We start from the raw sequence: 20,993 nt of genomic DNA on the forward strand, positions 1-20,993 counted from the left end.
GTTCCTCCTTGCGCGGAAACCTTATTTCTGCCGGATGATATTCTGCTTGCCCACGGTGCTTGGCCGCTTCTTCATGAACGGGATGGGCACGCGCCACAGCGTTTCCTTCTGATCGGGCCGGTTGAACGGCGCGAGCGGCGACATGTACGGGACGCCGAAGGATTGCAGCGCGCACAAGCGCAGCACGAGCACGATCATGCCGAGGAACAACCCGAACAAGCCGAAGGAGGCGGCGATCATCATGAAGAGGAAGCGCACGATCCGGATGGCGATGCCGATGTTGAACGCCGGCATGACGAAATTCGAGATCGCCGTAATCGAGACCACGATCACCATCGCGCCCGTGACGAGTCCGGCTTCGACCGACGCCTGGCCGATGACGAGCGTACCCACGATGGAGATCGATTGGCCGATCGTCCGCGGCATGCGCACGCTCGCTTCCCGCAAGATTTCGAAGGTAATCTCCATGATCAGCGCTTCCACGAACGCCGGGAAGGGGACGCCTTCCCGCTGGCTGGCGAGGTTGTAGAGCAGCACCGTCGGCAGCAGTTCCTGGTGGTATGTGGTGATGGCGATGTACAGCGACGGCGTGAACATCGCGAGCAGGAAGGACAGCAGGCGCAGCTGGCGGATCAAGCTGGAGAACACGGACCGCTGGTAATAGTCCTCCGGCGATTGGAACATCTGCGTGAACACCGCGGGGACGACCAGCGCGAACGGGGTCCCGTCCACCAGAATGGCGACCCGGCCTTCGAGCAGCTGCGCGGCGACGACGTCCGGCCGTTCGGAATTGCTCACCGTCGGGAAGATCGAGAATTGGCTTTCCTGAATCGATTCCTCGATATAATTGCTCTCCAGAATCGCGTCGATATCGATCTTGTCGAGGCGCCGTCTGACTTCCTCCAGCAGTTCCTGCGACACGATCCCGTTCAGGTAGACGACCAGAATGTTCGTCTGCGTCACCCGGCCGATCTTGCGGGGCTCCGCCCACAGCCGACGATCGCGGATCTTGCGCCGGAGCATCGACATGTTCCAGCCGAGCACCTCGGTGAATCCTTCCCGGGGACCGCGGACGACGGACTGCACGTTCGGCTCTTCGATGCCCCGGGCGTTGATCTTCTGGGTCGAGACGGACAGCGCGCCCGGCTCGCCTTCGATCAGCAGAATGCCGTTGCCGCAGAACAGATGATCATACAGCTCTTCGAAACAGGTCAGCTTCCAGACATGGCTGTCCGAAATCACGTATTGCATCAAATAGTCCGCCGGAGCGAGCGAATCGACAGCCTCGACCGGGACGGCCGTTCTGCCGAATTCCAGGAGCGAGCGGATCAGTTCCTGCGTATCGGACAGGCCGTCCATCGAGACGACCGCGGCCGCGACGGGCTTGCGGCCGGGCAGCGACAGGTGCAGCTCCCGGAATTTCATGTCGCTGCTGCAGCCGTTTTCGGTTTTGAGCCGGTTCAGACTATCTGCCAGCCGATTGCCGATCGGCTCCGGTTCTCCGTTCGACGTAAACTCGCTCATGACGTTCACCTGCTTATTTCGAGAGATAAAGATACGCTTAAGATTCTCGAAAGTGCCGCGCGTTATTCCATTTTTTTCATCGCCGACATGAATTTTCCGCTTATTCCGGCGTCCCGGGCCTACTTGACATTCGCGCTTCGCTCGTACTAATGTTAGGGGCAAGAGGTGGAGAGGATGAGCAAGAAGCAGGACATTATGGCGGCCACGCTCGACTTGATCCATGAAGAAGGGCTCCAATCGGTGACCTTCGCCAAGCTGTTCAAGCGAGCCAGCGTCGGAGCCGGCACGATCTATAACTATTTCGCGAATAAAGAGGAACTGGTGAACGCGGTCTACCGGGAGGCGCGGAAGTTGATGGGCGAATTCCTCCTGATGAACTACGATCCGGGGGCGAGCCTGTACGAGCGGTTCAAGCGCCTGCAGCTGAACCGGCTGGAATTCGGGATTCGGCATCCGAAGGAATTCCTGTTCATCGACAGCTTCTCCTTCTCGCCGTATATCTCGCCGGAGCTGCGGGACGCGGGCGATCCCAACGCGTCCTCCGAAGTGGTGCTTGCGCTGATCGTGGAAGGGCAGAAGCAGGGCGTCGTCAAGGAGATGGATTCCCATTTGTGCCATCAGCTTATGCACGGCATTATCTCGTCCATCCTGAAAGGGTATTACGTACAGAAATATCCGCTAAGCGAGGTTCAAATTCAGCAGGTGCTGGAGGCGTCGTGGAAAGCGGTTCTCGTCTAATCGGCAGTCCTTCGGAGGGTTCCTCGAAGGGCTGTTTTCGTTGCGCGGGCGATTTCGGCGAGCGTCGCGCGCGAGCGGATGCGTTGCGAGGCCGGCGATCGCAAGCGAGAGCACGCGCGGCCACGTGTGCCATCTAGTCGCGCAGAGCTTCGCGGGAAGCAAAAAAACGGCAGCCTGCCGCCAGGTCTGCCGTTTTTCTCGTTTTATGGGCCTTTATTTCCGCGTTTCTCCGCGCTGCGTCAACGGCAGCGTAATGAAATACGCGGTGCCGGCGCCTTCCTTGCTTCGCACGTCGATCTGGCCGTTCATGCCGCGGATGACGCTGAAGATGACCATCGTTCCGAGGCCCGTGCCCTTATCCTTGGTCGAGTAGTAGGGCGCTCCGAGCCGGTTGACCTGCGCCTCGCTCATGCCGATTCCGGTGTCGGCAATCGTGATGGTGACCGTTCGCGCATGGTCGTCGACCGCAGACGTCAACGTCAGCTTTCCGCCGCCCGGCATCGCCTCGATGGCATTCTTGCCGATATTGATCATGGCTTGCCTGAACTTGGACTTGCTGCCGTAGACCGTCGCGGACGATTTCAGGTCGGTGACGATCTCGACGTTCTGCAGATTCGCGTAGGAGCTTAAGATCTGGGAGGCTTTCGCGAGCGCTTCCTCCAGGACGATCGGCTCGAGCTTCTCGATCTGCGGCTTGGCGAGCGACAAGTAATCGGAAATGATCGCTTCGGCCCGGTCCAGCTCCTCCAGCGTGATGGCGGAGAATTCCTGCCGCTTCCGGTCGCCGAGAGCCGGGTCGGACAGCAGCTGGATGAAGCCGCGGACGGACGTCAGCGGATTGCGGACTTCATGGGCGACGGACGCCGCGATTTCGCTGACGACCTTCATTTTTTCCGCTTGGATGATTTCGTCCTGCATGCGCTGCTGCGAGCGGATCGTCTCGATCATGAACACCAGCATGACCGCCATGACGCACTGCACGAGGATAATCGGAAGGCTGGGAACGAACGACGTCATGAAGAAGGACGTTTTGCCCTCGAGCAGGGCGTACGCGTTGACGACCGTCACGCGCAAAAACAAGCAGGTGCCGAAGACGAGCAGCATCCGCTTCTTGGCGCCCGCTCCCTCGAACCGCTTGAAGACGAACAGCAGCAGAACGACCGTCGGAACCAGGGCGACAGCATAATGGAACAGATCGATTCCGCCCAGTACTTGCCGATAAGCGAGCAGGCTGCCGAACAACAGCAGCGTCGTATAAAGTCCGCCGTAGAGCGAGCCGATGACGAGCGGAATTCCCCGCAGATCGAGCACCGAGCCGAAGGCGTTGACCGGAAAGGTCATCGTAATGATCAAGGGAATCAAAAACAGAACGTACAGGAAGAAGGGGTTTTTGCGTTTATAGAAAGGGCGGTAGAAAATCAAGGGTAAAAAAATGATGAACGCGTTGAGGATGAAGTCGGAATGAAAGAGCATGGGGCCGTTCCTTTCGTGAGTGCTTAGCTTTATTTTCGCGACGGAGCGGTCATTTCCTTCATCGGAAGGGAGTTAATTTTTGCAAGAACGTACCGCCGCAAGGACGGAAGACCGATTGGTTAGGGGGCAAGCGGACCGGTCCGCTCGGGTCGCGATGCGGCTTTACAATTGGCGAATCGGGCAAGCGGGCATCGAATGCGTACGGCATTGGCGAACAAATATTCGTCTTTTTGAAGATCCGGCAGGAAATGACAGGAAATCGTCGAAATAAGGGAGGACAGCAGCGGAACCTATTCAAGGGTCTCTATTCAAGCAAGCAACCGATCGGAGGAGAAGAGAATGGCCGAAATCCTTTTGTTTCACCACGCGCTCGGCGTGACGGCAGGCATCGAAGCGTTCGCCGGCGAACTGAGAAAAGCCGGGCATACGGTACATGTGCCGGATTTGTTCGAGGGCCGCAGGTTCGGCTCGATCGAGGAAGGCATGTCCTACGTGCAAGAGATCGGGTTCGACGCGATTATCGAACGGGGAACGCAAGCGGCCGAGGCGTATCCGCGCGATCTCGTTTACGCGGGCTTTTCGCTCGGGGTCCTGCCGGCGCAGAAGCTCGCGCAGACCCGCGAAGGCGGCCGCGGCGCGCTGTTCTTCTATTCCTGCGTGCCGGCTTCGTCGTTCGGGACCGATTGGCCTGCGGAGCTGCCGGTGCAGATCCACGGCATGGACGCCGATCCCTACTTCGTCGACGAAGGCGACATCGACGCGGCGCGCGGGATCGTGGCCGCGGGCAGCCGGGCGGAGCTGTTCTTGTACCCGGGCGACGCGCATTACTTTGCCGACAGCAGCTTGTCCTCGTACGATGCGGACGCGGCGGCCTTGCTGACGCGGCGCGTGCTCGACTTCCTCCGGACGCTGGACCGCTGAGCAGGAAGCGGACAGCGCAAGAATCAGGAAGAGCAAGTCACCGACGAGCCGGTGCCGCCGAACGGTCGCCGGCCGGGCGACCGGCGAATCGATCGGTTCGAAGCCAAGAAAAGCCGCTGAACGCAGCGGCTTTTTTAGTTGGCGCCTCCCGCGGGCGCGCCTCCCGCTATTACTTCCTCGCAAACCGGCTTTTCAGGAAGGCGACGGTTCGCTCAAGCTTCAAGAGGTGGGTTCCCTTCACCAGGATCGCGGTATGCGGCTTTAACATGCCGGACAGCGCGCGATGGAGCGGCGGCCGCGAGTCGAAGCTGCGAATGCGGGAAGCGGGGAAGCCCGCTTGCTTGGCGCCCGCCGCCACGAACCGCGCGAGCTTGCCGATCGTATAGAGCCGCGTGAGCTTCTTCTTCGCGGCGTATCGGCCGACATCGAGATGCGCCGCGCGCGCGCGCGTTCCCATGTCCTTCATGTAGCCGATGACGGCGACCTTATGCGTCCGGCGCACCGCGGCGAGCGTATCGAGCGCGGCCTTGGTCGCATCGGGATTGGAGCTGAACGTGTCATCGATCAGCAGCATGTTCCCCCGCAGCCGCGTCCGGACCAGCCGGCGATACGGAATGGGATAGTGCTTCAGTCCGGCGCGAATGACGCTCGCCGGCATGCCCAGCCGATGCGCGACGGCGATCGCGTTCAGCGCGTTGTAGACGTTGTGCGCCCCGAGACAAGGAATGAAGAACGTTTCGTCCTTGCCCCCCAGCCGAACCCGGAACGAAATCCCCCGGTCCGAGACGCGAATGCCCCGCGCCCGGTAATCGGCTTTGCGGCGGATGCCCACCTTCAGCAGCGTCCCCCGGAAGCCTTTTACGGTCAATAGCCGCGAATTGGTGTCGTCCGCGTTCAGGATAAGCGTTCCGGCGGGATTCATGTAATGAATCAGCTCCGATTTCGCGGCCGCGATGCCCTGCACGCGGTTGCCGACGTTGCCGATATGCGCCGTCCCGACGTTGGTGATGACGCTGAAGCCCGGGCGGATCAAGCGGCAGTGCTGGCGGATATCGCCCTTGCGGAGCATGCCGAACTCGAGCACGACCGCCCGGTGGTGCGCCCGAATGCGCTTGATATGCTTGCGGGTGCCCGCCGGCGTGTTCCAATTCGAGGGGGTCTTAAAGATCGTCCACCGTCTCCGCAGGATGGAGGCGATCATTTCTTTCGTGGTCGTTTTACCCGCGCTTCCGGTGACGGCGATCACGGGAATGTTCCGATCCGGCATGCCCAATTCCACCTTTTCCATGGATGAATGTGCTGTAGTCTACGCAGCAAGGGCGGGGAAGGCGTGGGTATTTGGAAGAAAATGGGCAATTGCCGGAGGGCGGCGGCCGCGCTCGGCGATATAGTGTAGAAGTGTGGGAGAATCGACACTTCAATCTATCGAGCGGAGCGTGAACGCGTGAAAATCGTAGGGCGCTTGCCCAATTTGACGAGATACGAGTCTATCGGCATCAACCAGCCGTACAACGTGGCCGACGGCCACGCGCATCAACCGCAGACGCCGACGCAGCGGCAGATCGTCGGACGGCTGCCGGAGCTGTTCGACGAGGCGGAGACCGCCAAGCAAGGGGAGCTGGAAGAAGCGTTCCGGCACGCGTTTTATGCGTTGGCCGGCCAACGGACCGCCATGAACCTGGAGCGGACGCTGTTCTGCTACTCGGCTTCGCTGTCCACGGACTTGATCGCGACGTATCTGAACGCGCGCGGGCTCTCGGTCGCGCTGCTGCACCCCTGCTTCGACAATCTGGCCACGCTGCTGCGGAGGCGCAATGTCGCGCTGACGACGCTCCACGAGGAGGACCTTGGACCGGACCGGATGGATCGGACCTTTGCCGGACTCGCGGAGGACGCGGTGTTCATCACGCTGCCCAATAACCCGACGGGCTTCGAGCTGCCCCGGGAAGCGTGGGAGCGGATCGTCGCGCTCTGCGGACGTTACGGCAAGCTGCTCATCGTCGACTGCACGTTCCGGTTCTTCTCGCGGACGCCGGCTTGGGACCAGTACGAGCTCCTCGAGCAATCCAAAATCAGCTACTTGATGGTAGAGGATACGGGGAAGACCTGGCCGACCCAAGACTTGAAATGCAGCATCTTGGCGATGAGCGAGGATCTGGAGGCGGATGTGCTCGAGCTGCATAACGACATTCTGCTCAACGTGTCTCCGTTCATCTTGCGGCTGCTCGCCGAATACGTGAAGGATACGGCGCGCGAGGGGCTGGCCGCCTCGATATGGGAGCCGATCGACCGCAACCGCGACGCGATTCGGGAAGCGGTTCGCGCGTCCGGGCTGATCGTGGTCAACCCGGATTCCAAGATCAGCGTCGAATGGCTCCGCATCGCGGACCCGCGGATTCGCAGCGTGGACCTGGTGGACCGCCTGCGGCAGGTCGGACTCGGAATCCTGCCGGGCGACCATTTCTACTGGCAGAACCACGGCATCGGCGAACGTTATATCCGGGTCGCGCTGGCCCGGTGCCCGAAAATGTTCGCGAAGGCGTGCGCCGTGCTGAAGCCGGCGATCGCCGAGGACGAGGCGGAGCAGGCGTGAGAATCATCTATCTGGACGAACCGACGTACTTGCCGGACGACTTCGTGCGCGAGATGGCGCGCCTTGGCGAATTCGAAGTCTTCGCCGACCGGCCGGACCGGCCGACCGCGCTGGCAAGGCTGGCGGACGCGGACATGGCGATCGTGGAATGGACCCGGCTTCGCGACCTGGATTTCGGCCGGTTCCATCGCCTGAAGCATATCGCCCTCGTCATGACCGGCTGCGACCTGGTCGATCTCGAAGCGGCCGGCGCCGCGGGAATCTCGGTGTCGAATTGTCCGACGTATTCGGCGCAGTCGGTGGCGGAGCACGTGTTCGCGCTGCTGCTCGCCGTGAATCGCCGCCTCTTCCAGGCGGATCGCCTCGTCCGGCGGGGCGAGAGCCATGTCTACGGCCCGTTCCTGGCCGGCGAGCTGGCCGGGCAGACGATGGGATTGATCGGGACCGGCCGCATCGGGCAGGCGGTAGCGCGGATCGCCCGGGGATTCGGGATGCGTGTCGTCGGCGCGAACCGATCCGGCCGGGCGGTTCCGGACGTGGAGGCGATGGATATCCGGGACGTGATGCGGCTGAGCGACGTCGTCTCGGTGCAGGTGCCGTTCACGGCCGCGACGAAGGGCTTGATCACCGCCGAGCTGTTGGGCTCGATGAAGAAGTCGGCCCTGTTCGTCAATACGAGCCGGGCCGGGCTGGTGGACGAGGCGGCGCTGTTCGCGCTGCTGCGGGACGGCGGCATCCGCGGCGCGGGGCTGGACGACGTGGTGCGTACAGCGGACAATCCGCTGTACGGTCTCGATAACGTCGTCTTGACGCCGGGCACGGCGTGGTATACGGAAACCGCCCGGGAAGCGAACATGACGGAGCTGCTGGACACGGTTCGGGCGTACATCGGCGGGACGCCGCGAAATATCGTCAACGGATCCTATCTGCGGAAGGCATGAGCATGCGGGCATCACGAAAAACAGGCGGAAGCATCTGCTTCCGCCTGTTTGGCCCCCAACCGCCAACCCTGTCTATCGATGGATAATAAAGGATTTTCCGCCCGGTTTGCGAATACGTCTACATGGCGAGCGCCCGGTTATTTGCGGTTCAAGCGCAGCCCGACGATGCCGAGCACGATCGCGCAGACGCCGACCGCGAGATACATGCCGACCGTGAACCCGTTCGGCGCGTTCAAGGTCAATAAGACGCAGCACGATCCCAAGATGAGGCAAATGACGCTGAGTATGGTGCGTTTATTCATGCGATCGACTCCTTGCGGCTTCGGTAGCCTAATCCAGCTCCTCATGTCCTATTCTACAGATTGCGGCCGGTAGAAACAAACGAAGCCGCTACGATCGGAGGAATCGTCATGCGCAATACGGATAAGCGGGACCGGCTGAGCGAGGATGTATTTACATACCGGTTCACGAAGGACGCGAAGGTCTTGATCTATTGGAAAGGAAAACTCGTGACGACGCTCGCCGGCAAAGCGGGCGAGAAGTTTATGAAGGCCATCGCGGGCAAAGGCCATCTGGACGCGCAGCTGGTCATGGCGAAGGCGACCGGAAATTTCAAGCACGGGAACGAGAAGGATCATCGTTCGGAGTCGTAGGCCCGACACGAAACCTTTACCTTTTTCGACATGCCCTTCGATAGACATATCATAATTAAAGGCAGTAGTATGGAACCTATAGGCTACATACACCTTCCTCGGGCAAGGAGGCTGCCGATATGGCAAACGCAAGTCATGCGATCGTAAACCCGCACAGCGGTCAACGGATGATCTTCCGCAAGACCGGGAAGGACACGAACGGCGAAATGGTCGAGATCGAAAGCTTCAATCCCTCGTCGGCGCAGCGGGAGCCGATGCATATTCATCCCAAGCAGATGAGCTCCTGCGAAGTTCTCGCCGGCATCGTGCATTTCCACGCGGACGGCAAGACCCATGTGCTCAAGGCCGGCGACAAGCTGGAGATCCCGGCCGGCGTGCCGCATTACTTCTGGAACGAAGACCCGGAAGAGGCGCATACGATCCAGCGGTTCTATCCCGCGCTCGACATCGACGGCTTCTTCGCCAGCTACTTCGCGCTCGCGAGAACCGTCAAAATCGGCAAGAGCGGTACGCCGAGCTTGCTCCGCATGGCGCGGCCGGCGCTGCATTACCGCAATGAAATCCGCATCGTCAATCCGCCGTGGCCGGTGCAGCGCGCGTTGTTCAGCGTGCTCGCGCCCATCGCGGGGATGCTGGGGTATCCGAAAACGTACACGTAACGCGGGCATGCCGTCGCGGCCGGCGCGAACAGGCGGGAGCGTCCGCCGCTTCACGCATCCGCAGCGCAGCCTCGCAGCGCAATTGCCTATCCGCGCAAGCCAACCAAGAACGGCAAAAGGGGCCGAACGTCATCGCCATGACGTTCGGCCCCTTGTTCATGCTCGCGCCAAGATCGGCTTATTTGTAAATTGTAAAGATGTAATCGGTGTCCGGCTGCTGCTGCCAGGTCTGTCCGCCGTCGCCGGAATATTGGGCGATGCCGCCGGCGTATACGTCTTGGTTGACGTAGCCCAGCCCGTACTTGTTATCCGTCGAGCCGTCGTCCTTCGCGTTCGGCGACCGGAAGATCAGGCCGTACTTCTTGCTCGCGTCGAGTCCGGTCAGCCGCGGGAAGATCGAGTACGGCTGCGGCGAGCCGACGATGTTGTACGGCGGAATGGCCGTCGTGAACAACGTCTTCGCCGGCTTCAGGCCGGCGTCCAATTCCACGATGTCGATGTACAGATTATCTTCCGGCAGCTTGTTGACGTAGCTCTCGTAGAAGTACACGTCGAGCTTCGGCAGGGACCCGCTCGTCAGCGAGAACGTCTGCATCCGCTGCACTTGCCCGCGAAGGTCCGAGTAGCCCGCGTACGGAACGCCGCTGTCGTCCTGGTCAATGACGGAGCCCGTATTGCCCGGCACGTTGTAGACCTCGATCTCGTTCATCGAGTCGAGCCAGTGGCTCGTTTTCATGACGAGCCGGATTTTGGACGTCGTGACGGTCGGGAAGTCGAGCTGCCGGCGATCGCCGAGGATCATGCCCTTCGTCAGGTCGACGTACTTGGACGAAGCGTCGTCCCAATATTGCAGCGCGTATTCCCACGTCTCGTATTCTTGCTTGCCGTAGCCGTGCTCGTACACCACGACGCGGTTGGCGGCCGTCGGCGCGCCGAAATTGATCTCGACCCATTGGTTCGCGAAATTACCGTCGTTCCAAGCGGCGCTCCAGCGGGTCGAGACGTCGCCGTCGATGATCTTGGACGCGCTCGTGCTCCCGTCGTATTCGGTGGAAGCCGTCGCGGTGACGCCCGCGCCGCGCGCCAGGTTGACGGGCGCGTCGACGCCGGCGCGGGAGCCGTTGTCGGCGATCCGGAGGATGACGGACTCGCCCGGCTTCAGCGTGCGCGAATAGCTGCCCTTGAACGCGCCGAGCTTCGTCTCGCCGTACACGTCGGTCAAGATGTACGGCACGTTTTCCTTCAATTGCAGATCCTTGAAATTGACGACGACGGGAGCGCTGTTGTTCATATCCCAGTTGGAGAGGCTCACGATCGTGTCGCCGTGCTTGTCCCGGTTGTCCTTCATGTAGAGAACGGCAGGGGAGTGCTCGCCTTTATGATAGAAATTCGTCATGTCGACCGGCCTGGAGGCCTGCCCGAGATCGGCGATTTCCATCAAAGTCTTGTTCATGACGATCGTCTTCATCCGGTCTTCCGTGATGAACGGGACGAGGTCGCCGAGCAGCAAGTGGCCGCCGCCCATGACGATGGCGGTGGAGAGGAGCGTCGCTTGGTTCAGCGTCGTTTTGCCGTAGACGCCCTGCACCACGTTCTCCAGAATGGCCATGTCGGCGTCGTTGTATTTATACAGCGTGCCGTTCGTCCACCAGGAAGCCGCGGCGTTCAGCGCCTGGCGCTCCATGCCCGAATACTGCAGGCCCGCATTGTCGTTCAGGCCGATCGACGTATCGCAGCCCGTTCTTCGGCCGTGGGCATAGCCGGAAGGGAGGAGCGGCGCGATCGATTCGTCGATGAAGATCCGCTGCGGCGCGGCGAGCAGCGCGTCGCGCATGACCTGCATGCCGATGCGGTACGCCTGCATGCCGTTCTTGGTCTTGTCGTGGAAGCTGCCCTCGAACATGCCGAAATCGAGGAAGTCGAGCTTGGCGTAATCGAAGCCGGGCTCCACGAAGTAATAGTCCATGAGCCATTTCAAGTAAGCCTGTCCGCCGGGATGCGTCGCGTCGACGATCGGCGTGTTGAGGTACGACATGACGATGTTGCCGTTCGCGTCCTTCAAGGCGATGTCCCCGTACGTGTACGCGGTTGTCGGCACCGTGTCCGTCAGCTTGTCCCAGATGGCGAACGGAGCGGCGTACGAGCCCGCCTTCAAGCCTTTGCCGTGCACGAAATTCACGTAATCGTGCAGGTTGTCGAGAACCGGTTTGTCCTTGACGCCTTGGTAGCAGCAATCCAAGTTGATATAGGTGTAGCCGAGCGACTTCAGGTGATCGGCGTAATAATCCGTCATGCCGAACAGCGCGTCGGCCGTGCCGTAATCGCCCACATAGTAGTTGTAGTAGGAATTATAGCCCTTCGGCACGGGCTCGCTCCATGGCAGCATCGGTTCGCCGGCGGCGTAGACGCTGCCGAACGTCTCGAGTCCGGTCCGGTAGTCGTCGAAGTAGCCGAGGAAGAAGCGGTCCGACGATACCGAGGCGCCGCTTTGCTGGCCGCCGGCGTTGTACACGGAGAATCCGGTCAGCGGCCCGCCCGCCGTCGCCGCCTGGCCGAGATGCTGCATGCTCTTCCAGTTCGTCGTCGTGGCCGCGCCCGCGATGACGCCTTGCTTGCCGGCGTTGTCGAACATGCCCGCGACCCAGTAGCTCGTGCCGTTGAACGGTCCCCAGACGTCGTTCACGCCGGCCGGCTTGTCGTAGCCGTTTTGGCTCTTGCCGAAGTCGTTGACCGGCGCCACGCCGAAGTCGTAGTTGTTCGTATACGGCGTCGTATAGATCCGCTTGTCGGCGCCCGCGCCGATATCCAGATTATCCGCCGCGATCGGCTCGAGCACGGCGACCGCCTGGCTCGCCGCCTGGTTCACCGTCATGTCCGCGAGGAGATACGACTGATTGTCGTACATCGTCAGCCGGAGCACGATCGCCGAGCCCGAGTCCAAGGCGTTCGTAATCGTCAGCCGCTGGCCGTTCTTGCCGTATTTATCGCTGCCGACGGAAGACCAAGCCGCCGTCCGCGTGCCGGGATCGTACGAGTGGATGCGATCCGTCGAGCCGGCAAGCTCGTAATCCGAGTAAAAATCCGCGATCAGCGTCGTGCCGCCTTGCTTGAAACTTCCGCGGCCGGACGAGAGATCGTAGCTGACGGCGATTTTGTTATTGACAGCGGTTACAATATTGCCCGTTTGCGAAACCTTGATGCGTTCGGCGTCGGCATGCGCGCGACCGCCGGGCATCATGACGGAAAACAGGAAGATCAAAGCGAAAAGTCCTAGAAGGTTCCGTTTCATTCCTCAATTTCCTCCTACTTGTGTGATAATCGTCGATCCAATCTCGCTAGCCGGCCTGCGCCGCGTACGTCCGATGGCGCCCTTGGCCGTGGTTCCGCGTCATACGCTCCTTTCCAAAAATTGTACGTCTTGCCGTACTAGAGCCTATCTTACTGTCCGGCCGCCGGAAGCATAATGTAAAATTTTGTGCTGGCGATGTTCAATATTTTGCAACCGCCCGCCCGGAATGAACGCCATCCTTTCTGGAAACCCTGACTGAAAGGAAGAGGGAGGGAAAGTTTTCCACATGAACAAGCAACGCCAGGACCTCGCGGAAGCGGTCATGGAACGGCTGGGCGTCTCCCCGGACGTCGTATGCCGCCGGCTTCGGACGCGGGAAGGACTCGAGGTTTCCTGCCTTTATCTATCATCGCTCGTCGACCAGAAGCTGGTGGACGAGGTCATCATCCGTCCGATTCTGAACGCCGCGCGGGAGCCGGATGCGGACAGCCCGGGCGGCGAGCCGTCCGACTGGCTGCAGGATCGCATTTTCCATGGGCAAGTGAAGGCGAAGGACGGGCTCGACGCCTGCGTGGAAGCGGTGCTGGACGGTCATGCGCTGATCCTTCTTCCGGCGCGCAAGGCGCTGGCCATGGACGTCTGCAAACGGGAGCAGCGCAGCGTGGAGGAACCGAGCACGGAATCGGCGATCCGCGGACCGCGGGAGGGATTCGTGGAGGATTTGATCCGCAATCTGTCCCTCATCCGCAAGCGCGTGAAGAGCGACAAGCTCGTCTTCGAGCCGATGGTGGTCGGGACGGAGACGAAAACGATCGTCTGCCTGGCCTATATGCGCGGCATCGCCTCGGATCGGCTGGTGGACGAATTTCGCGCGCGGCTGCGGGCCATTCAAACCGACAGCATATTGGAGAGCGCCTACATCGAGGAATGGATTCAGGACAAGTCGTTGACGCCGTTCCCCCAATTGATGGCCACCGAGCGCCCGGACGCTGTCGCCGCGAAATTGCTGGAAGGGCAGGCGGCGGTGCTGACCGACGGGACGCCGATCGCGCTTGCCGGTCCGCTGACGTTCTTCCAGCTGTTCGCCACGCCCGAGGACTACTACCAGCGCGCCGATATCGCGACGCTGCTGCGCTGGCTCCGGATGGCCGCCTTCCTGCTGTCGATTTTCATACCCGCGCTCTATGTTTCGGTCGTCAGCTATCACCAGGAGCTGCTCCCGACGCCGCTGCTGGCGAGCTTGGCCGCCCAGCGGGAAGGGGTGCCTTTCCCGGCGTTTCTCGAGGCGATGATGATGATGCTCACGTTCGAAATCCTGCGGGAGGCCGGTCTTCGGATGCCGCGGATCGCCGGACAAGCGATCTCCATCGTGGGCGCGCTCGTGCTCGGCCAAGCGGCGGTGGAGGCGGGGATCGTCTCCGCGGCCATCGTCATCGTCGTCTCGCTCACCGCAATCTGCAATTTCGTATCGCCCATGTACAGCTTCGGCATCGCGCAGCGGATCGTGCAGTTCGCGTTCTTGCTTCTCGCGGGCACGCTGGGCTTGTTCGGGCTCATGTGCGGCTTCTTTTTCCTGCTGATCCATCTCGCGTCGCTGCGTTCGTTCGGCGTCCGGTATTTCGCGCCGTTCGCGCCGCTCTACCTGCCCGATTGGAAGGATACGTTCGTGCGCGCGCCAAGGCCGGCGATGAGCCGGCGCCCTGCCATGCTTCGGCCGGGAAAGTCCAAGCGGTGAGCGGCTTATGACACGTCTGCGGATGCTGCTGGCCGTCATGCTGCTGCTGCTCTGCACGGGCTGCTGGGATATGCGGGAAATCAATCGGCTGGCCATCGTGAACCTGACCGCGGTCGACATCGATCCGAAGACCGGCAAGCTCGTCGCGTACTACCAGATCATCAATCCGACGAGCATATCGGCCAAGCAATCCGGGCCGGCGAAAGCGTCCGTGTATACGTACTCGGTTACGGAAGACAGCCCCGGCTTGTTCACCGAGAAGACGGGCACGATCATGTCGCGGATGCTGTTCACGCCTCACTTGCAGTGCTACGTGCTCACGGAGCGGTACGCGCGAAGAGGGCTCAACGATTTGATCAACTATTTGGAAATGTACACCGACAGACGGACCAACGTGTATGCCGTCGTCACCGACGCGCCGCTGAACAACGTCATGGATACCTTCACGCCGCTCGATCGGATCCCCGGGCGCAATCTCCGGATGCTGATCGACTGGCAGTCGCGGTTGATCGGCATGAACCGCAAGCTGACGCAGGTAAAGGATATCGCGGAGGGGATCCCGCTCAGCCGGCCGACGATCCTTCCGATGCTGCATTACCATGGCGACCGGCCGGCCTCCCAGTCGGACCGCGTGGAGCGCATCGAAGGGGCGAATCCCGGCTTCGAGCTCGCCGACGGCGCCGTGTTCGTCCATGCGAAAATGACGGGAAAAGTCGATCGCAATACGATGACGCGCTATTTCGTGCTGAACGGCGAGGCGAGCCGGAGCTTCGAACGCCTGACCGTGAACGGCGCCGGCGTGGACGTGGAAGCCAGTCATATCAAGGTTAGCCGGCACTGGGGACCGTCGCGGCTTCGCATCGCGATCCGCGCGGATCTGCGGGTGTTGTTCAATCAGCAGAAGATCCCGCTTACCTCGCGGAACGCGCGCGAGATCGAGTCGGCGTACAACCGCGCGGTGCAACGGCACGCCGAGGAATTCGTCCGGCTGGCGAAGGACAAGGACTGGGATCTGCTCGGCATCGGAGACACAAGGCAAGGCCGCGGCAAGTGGCGGGACGTCGACGTGACGTTCGACGTTCAAGCCAAGGCGATCTGGTTCGGCAACACGAGAACGCCTTATCAATAAGGAGAGAGACGACATGGAAAAACCTGAGCAGCTCGGCGGCTGGCCCTTATTCGCGATGACGGCCGCGTTCGTGGCGGGAACGACGTTCATCCTGCTTCCCGTCGGACTGATCTCCGCGGCGCGGCAGTACGGCTGGGTCGTCGAATTGTGGAGCGTGCTGTTCGGCGTGATCGCCGGCGCCTTCTGGCTGTACGTTGCGAGCCGGTATCCCGGGATGACGCTCGTCCAAATCGCCCGGCGCGCCCTCGGCAAGTATGCGGGAGGCGCGGTGGCTGTCTGCTATATCGCGTTTTTCGTTCAGCTCGCGGCTTGGGTGACGCGCAACATGAGCGATTACATGCAGATTAACCTGATGCCCCGTACCCCGATCGCCATCTTCAATATCGTCGCGTTGCTGGTATGCGCCTACGCGGTCATCAAGGGCATCGATACGATCGCGCTGGTGAGCGTGGTGATTCTTCCGTTTCTGACCATCGCGTATTGGACGCCGTTTACGGTCATGCTGCGGGAATGGGACTGGCGAAACTTCGATTATCCGGGGACGCTCGAATGGTGGCCGACGTTCGCGCAGACGAAGTACGCGCTCGGCTTTCCGTTCATGGAGACCGTCGCGTTCCTGATGGCGTTCCCGCTGGTGCGCCGCGGCCGCGGCGCCGCCTTCCTGGGCGGCATCGCCTTCATGGGCCTCCAGCTCGCGCTGTCGCTCTTCTTCACCGTCGGCATCCTCGGCGTATACCGGGGCTCGCACCTGACGTATCCCATCTATATCATCTTCCGCGAAATGGAATTTTCCAGCCTGATCGAGCATCTGGAGGCCGTCGTGTCCGTCATCGCGCTGCTCCTCGTGTTCGTGAAGCTCAGCGTGCTGTTCTCCTTCGCCGTGACGGCGATCTGCCAGCTGTTCGCCGTCGAGAACCGCGCCGCCATCGCGTATCCCCTCGTGTGGGTCATCTCCGCGTACGCGCTCTTCTTCGCCAATATCGTCGAGAACGCGGAATGGGTCGAACGCTATTTGTTCTACTACTACGTGCCGTTCGCGTTCGGATTTCCGCTGCTGTTCCTCGCGGCTTCCTGGTTTCGCGGCCGGGCCGACCGTTCGAAGGAGGCGGCGGCATGATCTGGCTCGTCCTGCTGTACGCCGCGTTTCTGGCCGCCGGGTTCTTCGCCATGAAAGCCATGCGCGCGACCCGAAAAGAAAAAGCGTTGTTCGTGACCATTACGACGATCGGCGGCATCTTGTGGGGGAGCTTGCTTCTGCAGCGGCCGCTCGACGTCAACCGCGCCATTGCGACCGTCATCGATTACTTCCTGTGACGTACGCAGCGGGCGAATGGGGTAGCATGACGAACGATCGGAGGCTGCAGGCTTGTCCGGCGATCCGCTTCCCTTCATAATGAATGCGAGCGGCTCGAGGTCTCGTTACGGCCTCGAACCGCATCTTGTTCCGGCGCCGATAGCCGAAGGAGTGAGCGCATGGCGCGCGTATTGGTGATCAACCCCGGATCGGAGGGGCATGTCAATCCGACCCTGGGCGTGGTGCGGGAGCTAGCGTCCCGCGGGGAAGAGGTCGTGTATTTTTGCATCGAAGCCTATCGGGAACGGGTGGAGGAGACGGGCGCCGAGGTCCGGACGATCGACGAAGGGAAGTTCATGCAAGCCTTCCTCGCCGGCGGAAGAATCGCGCTGCTGGAACGGGTCAACGGGCTGCTTCTGACGGCGGACGTCGTCGTGCCGAGCGTGCTGGCGCAGATCGAAGGCGAGCGGTTCGATTACCTCGTGCACGATTCCATGTTCGGCTGCGGGCGGCTGCTCGCGCGGCTGCTGAAGCTGCCGGCGGTCTGCTCGTGCACGTCGTTTGCCCAGACGGAAGCCTCTTTCGAACGCGTACTGGCCGCTTCCGCCGCGCGGGTTCCGGCCGAAATCGCAGAGCGGATGCACGAAACCTACCATCGCCTAACGGAGAAAACGAAGGCCGATTATGGCGTCGAAATCGGCTCGCCGTACGAGGCGTTCTGCAACCCCGCGCCGCTGACGATCGTGTATACGACGCGGGCGTTTCAGCCGGACGGCGGCGCCTTCGGCCCCTCGCATCGCTTCGTAGGCCCGTCGATCGCTCCGCGCGCCGCGGCGGACGACGCTGATTTGGCAGCGCTGAAGGCGAAGCGCCCGATCTATATCTCGCTCGGCACCGTGTTCAACCAGGCCGCCGACTTTTACCGGCTTTGCTTCGAGGCGCTGGGGAACACGGAGCATGCGGTCGTCCTCTCGATCGGGAGCCGGGTCCGGGCGGAGGAGCTGGGGGACATTCCGGACAACTTCGTCGTCCGGCCGTACGTACCGCAACCCGACGTGCTGCAAAGCGCGAAGCTGTTCGTCACGCACGGCGGAATGAACAGCGTTCACGAAGGTCTCTATTACGGCGTGCCGCTCGTCGTCATTCCGCAAAGCGCGGATCAGCCGATCGTCGCGGGACAAGTCGCCCGAATCGGAGCGGGCGTTCGTCTGGAGACGCAAGAGTTGACCGCCGCGCGGCTTCGCGAAGCGGTCGGGCACGTCTTGCGCGAATCTTCCTACCGGGAAGCCGCGGCCGCGATGCAGGCGTCCTTGCGGGAATCGGGCGGCTATCGGCAAGCGGCGGACGAAATACTCGACTTCATGGAACGCCATCGGAATTAAGGCAAGCGCGCGAACGGCCGCCGGCAAGCGCGCCGCCGAATCGCCGTTCCCCTCCAGCGACGACAGCCGGTCAATCGACCGGCTGTTTTCCGTTGGTTGGACGAACAGGAGCGGCGAGCCGGCAAAGCTGCCCGCGGAATAATCTTCTCGATCCCTGCGGTCCTGAACGCAGCGCATGGCGCTTCGCGTTAACCGGCTGCGATCGGCATGCAGCCGGCTTGCGCGTTGTCGGGACCTTTCGATTCCGGCATCGGGTTAGCCAAGATTTTATTTCGTATTTTCTTCGATTCGGGGCCGCCGTCGTTTCCGGATGAATGGTACAATGTGATGGAACCCGACAAAAACCAAGCGAAAGGAACGAAGCATGAGCGAAACCAATCAGGAGTATATCGTCATCTCCGGCGCGAGGGAAAACAATCTCAAAAACGTCGACTTGCGCATCCCGAAGCGGCAAATTTCCATTTTCACCGGCGTATCCGGCTCCGGCAAGTCGTCGATCGTCTTCGATACGATCGCCGCGGAATCCACGCGCCTGCTGAACGAGAACTTCAGCATGTTCGTGCGCACGTTCCTGCCCCGCGTTCCGCAGCCGGATACGGACGCGATCGAGAACCTGAGCATGGCCGTCATCGTCGACCAAAAACGGCTCGGCGGCGGATCCCATTCCACGATGGGCACGATTACCGACATTTCGCCCATCCTCCGCCTGCTCTTCTCCCGCGTGGGCCAGCCCCGCGTCGGACCGGTGAATCTGTTCTCGTTCAACGATCCCCAGGGCATGTGCCCCGAGTGCAACGGCCTCGGACGCCGGCTCGGCGTCGACCTGGACAAGGCGGTGGACCTGTCCAAGTCGCTGAGCGAAGGCGCGCTCCTGCTGCCGGGCTATACGGTGGACGGCTGGGATTGGAACATGATCGTACAGTCGGGCTTCGATCCCGCCAAGAAGCTGAGCGACTATTCGGAAGCGGAATTGGATGAGCTGCTCTACGCCAAAGCCAAAAAAATCGAGACGCAGTTCGCCGGCAAACCCGTCAACATCACGGTGGAAGGCATCATCGAGAAGTTTACCAACAAGTACATCAAGCAGGACGTGAAGACGAAATCCGAGCGCACCCAGCAAACCGTGGCGCCGTTCATCTCCGAAGGCCCCTGCACGAGCTGCCGCGGCGCGCGGCTCAGCCAGGCCGCGCTCGGCTGCCGCATCAACGGCTTGAACATCGCGGAGATGTCCGCCATGGAGGTCGGCCAGCTCATCCGCGCCGTGCGGGAAATCGCGGACCCGGTCGCCGCGCCGATCGTGAAATCGCTGGCGGAGCGGCTGCAGCATCTCGTCGACATCGGCCTCGATTATTTGACGCTGGACCGCGAGACGGATACGCTCTCCGGCGGCGAGTCGCAGCGCGTCAAGATGGTGAAGCATCTGAGCGGCAGCCTCGTGGACGTGACGTACATCTTCGACGAGCCGAGCGTCGGCCTGCATCCCCGCGACGTGCACCGGCTGAACGACCTGCTGCGGAAGCTGCGCGACAAGGGCAACACCGTCATCGTCGTCGAGCATGATCCCGACGTCATCAAGGTGGCGGACCATATCGTCGACGTCGGGCCGCACGCGGGCAGCCGCGGCGGCAATATCGTGTATGAAGGGAGCTTCCAGGGCTTATTGGAGGCGGACACGCTGACAGGCACCCACATGAAGCGGCCGCTCCGGCTGAAGCAGGATTGCAGGCGGCCGGCCGGGAAGCTGTCCGTCAAGGACGCCCGGCTGCATAACCTCCGGAACGTCAGCGTGGATATCCCGACGGGCGTGCTGACCGTCGTGACGGGCGTCGCCGGCTCGGGCAAGAGCACGCTGATCAACGACGTGTTCCTCGGCCAGCACCCGGATGCCATCGTCATCGACCAATCGGCGATCGGGGTGTCGACGCGCTCGAATCCCGCGACTTATACGGGGATCATGGACGACGTGCGCAAGGCGTTCGCTTCCGCGAACAAGGTGAACCAAGGCTTGTTCAGCTTCAATTCCAAAGGCGCCTGCGAGAACTGCCAAGGGCTCGGCGTGGTGTACACGGACCTTGCGTTCCTCGACAGCGTGAAGCTGCCGTGCGAAGCATGCGGAGGCAGACGGTTCAAGGAAGAGGTGCTCGCGTACAAGCTGAACGGCAAGTCCATCGCCGACGTGCTGGAAATGACGGTGGAGCAGGCGCGCGAGTTCTTCCAGCTGAAAGAAGTCGTCCGCAAGCTTCAGGCGATGAGCGACGTGGGGCTGAACTACATCACGCTCGGCCAGCCGCTCAGCACGCTCTCGGGCGGGGAATGCCAGCGCATCAAGCTCGCGAGCGAGCTGCATAAGAAGGGCAGCATCTACGTGATGGACGAGCCGACGACCGGCCTGCACATGTCGGATATCGGGCTCCTGCAGGCCATCATGGACCGGCTCGTCGACGCCGGCAATACGGTCATCGTCATCGAGCACAACCTCGACGTGATCAGCCAAGCGGATTGGATCATCGACATGGGTCCGGACGGCGGCAGCAGAGGCGGCCAGGTCGTGTTCGAAGGCCCGCCGTCCGAGATCGTCCGCGCGGAGCATTCAATTACGGGGCGTTACTTAAGCGCGGAATAATTCATCCGAATTTCGTCCGAACGCCATAGCAGCATACGA

Annotated in this window: 17 protein-coding genes; 12 read left to right on the plus strand and 5 right to left on the minus strand. The window is 61.6% G+C overall.

Annotation, left to right across the window (positions count from 1 at the left end; genetic code table 11):
- Positions 1–21 precede the first annotated feature (21 nt).
- Positions 22–1,524 carry a spore germination protein gene (locus I8J29_RS02055; RefSeq protein ID WP_208845912.1) on the minus strand — a complete coding sequence of 501 codons (1,503 nt, stop codon included), beginning with the start codon at positions 1,522–1,524 and terminating at the stop codon, positions 22–24.
- Positions 1,525–1,698: 174 nt separating this feature from the next.
- Between I8J29_RS02055 and I8J29_RS02060 the strand changes: the two genes are divergently transcribed.
- Positions 1,699–2,262: a TetR/AcrR family transcriptional regulator gene (locus tag I8J29_RS02060; protein ID WP_208845913.1), complete on the plus strand. Its 564-nt coding sequence runs from the start codon at positions 1,699–1,701 to the stop codon at positions 2,260–2,262.
- Positions 2,263–2,475: 213 nt separating this feature from the next.
- On the opposite strand, the gene I8J29_RS02065 is transcribed toward I8J29_RS02060, so the two are convergent.
- Positions 2,476–3,735: an ATP-binding protein gene (locus I8J29_RS02065; protein ID WP_208845914.1), complete on the minus strand. Its 1,260-nt coding sequence runs from the start codon at positions 3,733–3,735 to the stop codon at positions 2,476–2,478.
- A 339-nt stretch (positions 3,736–4,074) separates the two neighbouring features.
- Here I8J29_RS02065 and I8J29_RS02070 point away from each other — a divergent pair, with 339 nt between their 5' ends.
- Positions 4,075–4,656: a dienelactone hydrolase family protein gene (locus I8J29_RS02070; RefSeq protein ID WP_208845915.1), complete on the plus strand. Its 582-nt coding sequence runs from the start codon at positions 4,075–4,077 to the stop codon at positions 4,654–4,656.
- A 169-nt stretch (positions 4,657–4,825) separates the two neighbouring features.
- Here I8J29_RS02070 and I8J29_RS02075 read toward each other — a convergent pair whose 3' ends face one another.
- Positions 4,826–5,923 carry a UDP-N-acetylmuramoyl-tripeptide--D-alanyl-D-alanine ligase gene (locus tag I8J29_RS02075; RefSeq protein ID WP_208845916.1) on the minus strand — a complete coding sequence of 366 codons (1,098 nt, stop codon included), beginning with the start codon at positions 5,921–5,923 and terminating at the stop codon, positions 4,826–4,828.
- Positions 5,924–6,100: 177 nt separating this feature from the next.
- Here I8J29_RS02075 and I8J29_RS02080 point away from each other — a divergent pair, with 177 nt between their 5' ends.
- Positions 6,101–7,249: an aminotransferase class I/II-fold pyridoxal phosphate-dependent enzyme gene (locus tag I8J29_RS02080; protein ID WP_208845917.1), complete on the plus strand. Its 1,149-nt coding sequence runs from the start codon at positions 6,101–6,103 to the stop codon at positions 7,247–7,249.
- Complete coding sequence (locus tag I8J29_RS02085) at positions 7,246–8,190, plus strand: 2-hydroxyacid dehydrogenase (RefSeq protein ID WP_208845918.1); 945 nt, start codon at positions 7,246–7,248, stop codon at positions 8,188–8,190. Before I8J29_RS02080 ends, I8J29_RS02085 begins: the two co-directional genes overlap by 4 nt.
- 137 nt (positions 8,191–8,327) lie before the next feature.
- Here I8J29_RS02085 and I8J29_RS02090 read toward each other — a convergent pair whose 3' ends face one another.
- Positions 8,328–8,492, minus strand: coding sequence for a hypothetical protein (locus I8J29_RS02090; RefSeq protein ID WP_208845919.1), 165 nt, complete (start codon positions 8,490–8,492; stop codon positions 8,328–8,330).
- 108 nt (positions 8,493–8,600) lie between these two features.
- Here I8J29_RS02090 and I8J29_RS02095 point away from each other — a divergent pair, with 108 nt between their 5' ends.
- Positions 8,601–8,843, plus strand: coding sequence for a hypothetical protein (locus I8J29_RS02095; protein ID WP_208845920.1), 243 nt, complete (start codon positions 8,601–8,603; stop codon positions 8,841–8,843).
- Between the two features lie 119 nt (positions 8,844–8,962).
- Complete coding sequence (locus tag I8J29_RS02100; protein WP_208845921.1) at positions 8,963–9,502, plus strand: cupin domain-containing protein; 540 nt, start codon at positions 8,963–8,965, stop codon at positions 9,500–9,502.
- Positions 9,503–9,680: 178 nt separating this feature from the next.
- Here I8J29_RS02100 and I8J29_RS02105 read toward each other — a convergent pair whose 3' ends face one another.
- Positions 9,681–12,791 (minus strand): discoidin domain-containing protein, encoded by a 3,111-nt coding sequence (locus I8J29_RS02105; protein WP_208845922.1) that lies wholly within the window; start codon positions 12,789–12,791, stop codon positions 9,681–9,683.
- Between the two features lie 286 nt (positions 12,792–13,077).
- Between I8J29_RS02105 and I8J29_RS02110 the strand changes: the two genes are divergently transcribed.
- The 6 genes from I8J29_RS02110 to I8J29_RS02135 all read left to right on the plus strand — a co-directional run bounded on the left by I8J29_RS02110 (position 13,078) and on the right by I8J29_RS02135 (position 20,954).
- On the plus strand, positions 13,078–14,526 hold the full coding sequence (locus I8J29_RS02110; RefSeq protein ID WP_208845923.1) for a spore germination protein: 1,449 nt from the start codon (positions 13,078–13,080) through the stop codon (positions 14,524–14,526).
- 7 nt (positions 14,527–14,533) lie between these two features.
- The gene (locus I8J29_RS02115; RefSeq protein WP_208845924.1) at positions 14,534–15,655 is read left to right on the plus strand and encodes a Ger(x)C family spore germination protein; all 1,122 of its coding nucleotides are present in this window, start codon (positions 14,534–14,536) and stop codon (positions 15,653–15,655) included.
- 13 nt (positions 15,656–15,668) lie between these two features.
- Entirely contained in the window at positions 15,669–16,772 is a 1,104-nt protein-coding gene (locus I8J29_RS02120) for a GerAB/ArcD/ProY family transporter (RefSeq protein ID WP_208845925.1), read from the plus strand.
- The gene (locus I8J29_RS02125; protein WP_208845926.1) at positions 16,769–16,969 is read left to right on the plus strand and encodes a hypothetical protein; all 201 of its coding nucleotides are present in this window, start codon (positions 16,769–16,771) and stop codon (positions 16,967–16,969) included. Before I8J29_RS02120 ends, I8J29_RS02125 begins: the two co-directional genes overlap by 4 nt.
- Before the next feature lie 159 nt (positions 16,970–17,128).
- Entirely contained in the window at positions 17,129–18,331 is a 1,203-nt protein-coding gene (locus I8J29_RS02130) for a macrolide family glycosyltransferase (RefSeq protein WP_208845927.1), read from the plus strand.
- Positions 18,332–18,695: 364 nt separating this feature from the next.
- Positions 18,696–20,954, plus strand: a complete 2,259-nt coding sequence (locus tag I8J29_RS02135; RefSeq protein WP_208845928.1) for an ATP-binding cassette domain-containing protein — start codon at positions 18,696–18,698, stop codon at positions 20,952–20,954.
- The last annotated feature ends 39 nt before the right edge of the window (positions 20,955–20,993 follow it).

It is taken from the genome of Paenibacillus artemisiicola (genome assembly GCF_017652985.1).
Lineage (GTDB): Bacteria > Bacillota > Bacilli > Paenibacillales > Paenibacillaceae > Paenibacillus_Z > Paenibacillus_Z artemisiicola.